Source organism: Acinetobacter sp. AL9 (assembly GCF_041464035.1).
Lineage (GTDB): Bacteria > Pseudomonadota > Gammaproteobacteria > Pseudomonadales > Moraxellaceae > Acinetobacter > Acinetobacter towneri.
On the sequence record NZ_JAYFSK010000091.1, the window covers coordinates 1 to 5,951 of the forward strand.

The window sequence follows — 5,951 nt, forward strand, 5'->3', positions numbered from 1 at the left end:
GACGTAGTTATCGAGTTCACAACGTGATTGATGACTATAATCGCGAGTCATTGGATATATTGATTGACTTTTCGTTGCCAGCAGAACGTGTGCTGAGAGGACTTGATCAGCTCATTGAATGGCGAGGCAAACCTAAACGCATTAGAACCGACAACGGCCCAGAGTATATAAGTGAGCTGATGGAAAAGTGGTGTGATCAGCATGGTATTGAGCATGTATTTAGTCAACCAGGCAATCCACAGCAAAATGCATATGTTGAGCGATTTAATCGTACTGAACCGTACCGGGTTTGTCGGAGACCACTTTTCTTGAGAGAATGTCCCGATGAAAAAAGTAAAATACACCCCTGAAATCAGAGATAGAGCGGTTCAATTATTGATTGAATCCGAAAAAGATTATCCATCGAATTGGGCTGCGATCACAGCAATTGCGCCTAAGATTGGTTGTACTCCTGAAACACTTCGTGTTTGGTATCAAAAATATTTAGATAAACAAAATCCAGTTAAAGTACAGCAGCTTTCAGACCAAGAACGTATCAAACAACTCGAACGCGAAAATAAAGAACTGCAACGCGCCAATGAGATTCTACGTAAAGCAGCCGCTTTTTTCGCCCAGGCGGAGCTCGACCGCCCACACAAATAATGGTGGATTTTATCCATAACAATAAAGATCGATATGGTGTTGATACGATTTGTAGGATTTTACCGATCGCAGCTTCAACCTATTACCGAACTTTAGATCTCGCTGACAATCCAGAACATCGAGCGAAACGAGATCTACATGATGAGCATCATGCTGAACAAATTCAACGAATTTGGAAAGAAAGTTCAGGTCGATATGGTGTGCGTAAGGTCTGGCAACAATTGAAACGTGAAGGTTATGTTATCGCACGTTGTACAGTTGCTCGATTGATGCAGAAGCTAGCTATACAAGGTGTTTGGCGTGGTAAGAATAAACAAACCACCCGTAGCCGAGATGATCAAAAAAGAGCAGATGATTTAGTGAAACGTAATTTTAATGCTGATCATCCTGACCAACTGTGGGTGAGTGACTTTACGTATATTCAAACTCATTCAGGCTGGGTCTATACCGCCTTTATTATTGATGTGTTCTCACGAGCAATTGTTGGATGGAAAGTATCTACACGGATGAATACAGATATGGTGCTCGATGCACTTGAGCAAGCATTGCACGATCGAGGCATGCCAAAGAATGTGATTCATCATTCCGATAGAGGTGTTCAATATCTTTCTATTCGCTATACCAATCGTTTAGAAGCTGCAAATTTACGAGCATCAGTCGGTACGACTGGTGATTCATACGATAATGCTTTGGCTGAAACGGTGAATGGCTTATACAAAACAGAGGTGATTGAATATTTAAAAGCAGATTGGCAATGTTTAGCAGATGTACAACTTGCGACACTAAACTGGGTAGATTGGTTCAATAAAAAGCGTGTACACAGTGCACTGGGTTATGTATCGCCTTTTGAGTTTGAAGCAATGTACTATGATAAGATTAACCCGTTAGGTCAGGTGGCCTAACTTAAATAAAAAAGTCTCCGACAAACCCGGTACGGTTCAGTCTCAATTTTCACACTTTATGCAACAGAGTCGTTTTTATCCTAAGGTCCTTACCACTTGTATTCTTTACGAACATATATCTAAAAAAGTGTAGCAAGTTGCTACACTTTTCGCTAGATCAACTCTTTACCAAAAATATCATTCAGTCTTTCACGAATACTATGGACGAATTCCGGATTACTTTTAAGTTTATGCTTCATATTTCGTTTAAAGTCATTCAACCCCATACCAATTTCAGCAAAATCCATTTGGAATAAAGTGTCATTAATGACAATATTTGCTTGAGAGTCAGTGAGGCATCCTACTTTTTTAAACCACTTCTTGAACTGCTGATAATTTTCATCATTATTAAAAATATACCAAGAACGTACATTCATATCGAATTTAGCCCCTAATTCTTTTACGGATGCATTGTCTTCAAATGGAACATCAAGATAGATTTTTTCAATCACTGCAAATTCATCCAGTGCCTTATCAGCAATCCGATGATGCAGTTTAAAATTCACACCTACAATTGGACGGCCTTTCTTAACGGTTTCATACTCTAATTGTAGATCTGTATTTTCGTTAATTTCTGCCACTATTTTGTCTAATACATAGCGTCTAAAATCTACCCAGCGATCATATTTGGTTTCATTAATATCAATCAGTGCTTTCAAGTTTTCTAAAAGTAATGGCACTTCATAACTCTTTTGATTGGCGTACTTAAATTCATTTTTAATGAAATAAGTATAGAGACTCATACTGGCAACAGAATCTAGGGCAAAAAGATGTTTTAGCTGATAGGTAGTAAAATTACCCCCAGCCAGTTGAGTGAAATACGGCAACACCTCACTGGTAAAACGAATCTGAATCGCATTTTTAGAATCATCTTCCCATCTTAACTCACGGATAATGGGAACGACAGAATGTACTTTTTTAGTCTTTCTTTTACCATTATCAGCAGGCTCCTCAATAATAAAGTGAGCTACCCGGGATGAAAGCTCTTTGTAGATCCGATCTATTGCAACATTAATTGAATTACGTTTATTTAATCCTAGTAAATCTGCCAAATCATCCTTATACAAATAAATATAAGTTTGTTCGGTAATTTCACCATCTACCCTATTTTTCTCACTATAATTCGCAACCGCCATTGCATATAGAAGTGCCTTATATTCATTGGCTGATAATTCGATTGGGCGAATTAAACGGTTACTGGTACTGACAACGCCATTATGGCGAATGTTGCCTATACAGTAAGGAATATAATTCGATTCTTCTTGCAATGGTTCAGATTCTGTCATAACCGTGATATTTATAATTTAACTTAGTTTTTATATACAAAAGTGGAAAAACTTTCAAGACTTTCACCACAAGATTCTAAAAGTGGAAAGTTTGTCATCAAAAAGAAGCATTTTAGCCGGTTTTCTGCATTTAAAGTGGAATTAATTATAATCTTTCCACCCTATGATGACAGACCTTCCACCTTTAGTCTCGAAATTACAGTTCAGAAGGCCTATTTTTACTTTTTTCATTCAGATCTAGTTAGGTTAAGTCAGATAAAAACCCTGATGTGACAAGGCTTCCACCTTTTTGTTAGATTTAAAAGGTATAACTGCACATATAATCATCAGGAAATATCCAATAAAAACAGATTATCCACAGGTTAAGAAGATACAGTGACAATCTTTCCACCTTTAAAGCTTAGTTATGAGACTTTATTAACAGCTTAAATATTTGTTTTTGCAATTATTTTTAAATAAAAATAGCAGATATAAAAATAGCAGTGACAAACTTTCCACCCTAGTGACAGACCTTCCACTTTAGAGTGACAAACCTTCCACTTTAGAGTGACAGACCTTCCACTTTAGAGTGACAAACCTTCCACTTTAGAGTGACAAACCTTCCACTTTAGAGTGACAAACCTTCCACTTTTAAATCTACAAGCATTTGTTTTATATAATAAAAATATGATCCTAATTATTAATTAGCTAAATAACTAATTATTCTAATTTTTAATTAAGCTAGCTTAGTTAAAAATTTATTTTTTAAACTGTTTTACAGCTGAATAAATAGGATTTATAAATTTAAAAACTATAGTAAGATGAATGAAAGTTATTTATATTACTAAACATTCAAATAAGGAAGCATCTGACACGCATGTCTGCAAAAATTATTACTGTTGCTAACCATAAAGGCGGATGTGGCAAAACAACGACTGTTGTACACCTAGCCTCAGAACTTGCCAATCTGGGCAACAAAGTTTTAGTCATTGATTTAGATCCTCAAGCAAACGCAAGTTTACACATTGGGATCCAACATCCAAGCGAAATTGCTGTCACTACAGCAGAATTACTAGTGGGCGATATTTCGTTGTTGGCAGATGCATTACAAGAAGAAACGAACTTTGAAAAAGTATCATTAATTTATGGTTCCTTGAATTTAGGAAAAACTGAAGATCAACTAAAAGAAGAAGCTCCCCGTCCTTCAGAAGAGTTAAATATCAAGTTAAAACTATTAAAAGATCTATATGATTTTATATTGATTGACTGCCCACCTAGCCTTAAATTATTAACCAGCAATGCCCTGGCATCCTCAACACATGTCATTATCCCTATCGAATCAGGATCACAATATGGATTATATGGGGTAACAGATCTTTTAAATCATCTTGAAAAGATCAAACGTATTAATCCAGATTTAGAGCTTTTAGGCGCTTTACTAATTAAGCATGATGAACGTCAGAATGTCTGTAAGCTGATTCGGGATGAAGCCTTGAAACAAGTGGGTAAAATTTTAGAAACCACAATTCCTCAAAGTACTAAAGTCAATCAAGCAGCCATTCTGCAACAACCACTTTTGAAAGTAGAAAAAAATTCAAAAGTACGTAAGGCTTTTGAAAGCCTTGCCAATGAAATTGTATTGAAAATTTAAACCTGAGAGCATTATGGCAAGCACCAAAGAGCTTTTAGCTCAGAAACTGAAACAGAATACAGAAAAACATCAGCAAGCACAGAAAGACAATATTAAAGAGCTGAAAGAGTTTAGACGTAATGTCCCTATTGAGGATATCAGCCGAAGTCTAAACCAGCCGCGTAAAATATTTGAAGAATCACAGTTAAAAGAACTGGCGGATTCTATTAATGAAATCGGCCTTTTGCAGCCCATTACAGTGCGTAAACTGGATAATCTGAAATATGAACTGATTGCAGGCGAGCGACGCTTACGGGCACATCAGTTACTCGGAAAGTCTGTGATTGAAGCCATTATCATTGATGCAAATAATGTAGAAGCATCTTTGTTAACCCTGGCCGAGAATTTAAAGCGTCAGGATCTGACAGATTATGAGATTTTTATTGGCCTGAACTCACTTGATGAGAAATTAAAGAAAAACAAGCAACGTTTAGCCAATTCACTGGGTTTAAATCGCGAAGATATGTACAAGTATTTAGCATACGAAAAACTGCCGCAAGCAATTTTAAATGACCTTGATGTGGAACCAGGCTTGCTAGGCCGTACTGCTGCAACTGCATTCAAAAAATTTCTATCGGATCATCTTGAACAACTCTCTGAAGCCGAAATGGCCTTACTCAGAGCTTGGGAAAAATTAAAAGACAAAAAACTCGAGCAAAGCAAAGTTACTACTTATGCTGAAAAACTATTGAGTCAGAATCCAGAAAAACTGACCACAACATCCGTGGTCAGAAAAATTGAATATGCCGGTAAGATTGCGGGGAATATCAAACTGAATCAAAAACAGCTTAAGGTTTCTCTGAATATCTCGGAAATTGACGAAGCCAGTCTCTTACAATTAGAAGATTTCTTAAAACAGCTGATTCAAAAAAGCGAAAAAGTGTAGCAAGTTGCTACACTTTTTTAGCACCCTGAAACTAATTACATCCTCATGCATTATTGAAATTTATTTTCTTAAGTATGCTTTTTTACATTTGTTCTTTGAGAGTACTGTTACTTCGGACTGAGATTAAATTCTGCCTTTCTTCTTGTGGAGTAGTTTTATATTTATCCGGAAATATTATATATGTCCATATAAGCACTCCCAGTTTTCACGTTTTGTATCAAAATAATCAATTCCTATCAGATTTTCCGATAGGGAAATTTATATGCTGGTGGAACATACATAATTTGGTGGTGTTTCAAAAAGTATGCTGCCGTTAAACAAATCCGTTATTAAGGTAAAAGAAAGTAAGCATCTGGCTAACACAGCCTTACCAAGCGATCCTATAAGCCTTAATTCAGTCCCCACCTAAAAACAAGTGGGGACTTAATCCATGAACATGGATATATATTCAGCAACACCTCCTGTTGCTAAAAAACGCAGAACATACAGCAAAGAATTCAAACTCAGTATTGTCAATGCCTGCAAAA

4 protein-coding genes, 2 pseudogenes and 1 other annotated feature are annotated in these 5,951 nt (G+C 36.4%); of the genes and pseudogenes, 5 read left to right on the forward strand and 1 reads right to left on the reverse strand.

Annotation, left to right across the window (positions count from 1 at the left end):
- A pseudogene (locus tag ACEO2X_RS13025) lies at nucleotides 1-284 on the forward strand (DDE-type integrase/transposase/recombinase); the annotation flags it as partial.
- Between the two features lie 40 nt (nucleotides 285-324).
- A protein-coding gene (locus ACEO2X_RS13030; protein ID WP_371972121.1) for an IS3 family transposase occupies nucleotides 325-1,544 on the forward strand; the annotation gives its coding sequence in 2 pieces (ribosomal slippage) (nucleotides 325-601 and nucleotides 601-1,544; 1,221 coding nt in all).
- Nucleotides 600-716 (forward strand) — a sequence feature (AL1L pseudoknot). Its footprint overlaps the gene before it by 117 nt.
- Before the next feature lie 152 nt (nucleotides 1,545-1,696).
- Here the strand turns inward: ACEO2X_RS13030 and ACEO2X_RS13035 are convergent.
- Nucleotides 1,697-2,869: a replication initiation protein gene (locus tag ACEO2X_RS13035; RefSeq protein ID WP_127800989.1), complete on the reverse strand. Its 1,173-nt coding sequence runs from the start codon at nucleotides 2,867-2,869 to the stop codon at nucleotides 1,697-1,699.
- An 856-nt stretch (nucleotides 2,870-3,725) separates the two neighbouring features.
- Here ACEO2X_RS13035 and ACEO2X_RS13040 point away from each other — a divergent pair.
- The 3 genes and pseudogenes from ACEO2X_RS13040 to ACEO2X_RS13050 form a co-directional block, all read left to right on the forward strand.
- On the forward strand, nucleotides 3,726-4,499 hold the full coding sequence (locus tag ACEO2X_RS13040; RefSeq protein WP_127800991.1) for a ParA family protein: 774 nt from the start codon (nucleotides 3,726-3,728) through the stop codon (nucleotides 4,497-4,499).
- Between the two features lie 13 nt (nucleotides 4,500-4,512).
- Nucleotides 4,513-5,424, forward strand: a complete 912-nt coding sequence (locus ACEO2X_RS13045) for a ParB/RepB/Spo0J family partition protein (RefSeq protein ID WP_371972122.1) — start codon at nucleotides 4,513-4,515, stop codon at nucleotides 5,422-5,424.
- Between the two features lie 430 nt (nucleotides 5,425-5,854).
- A pseudogene (locus tag ACEO2X_RS13050) lies at nucleotides 5,855-5,951 on the forward strand (IS66 family insertion sequence element accessory protein TnpB); the annotation flags it as partial.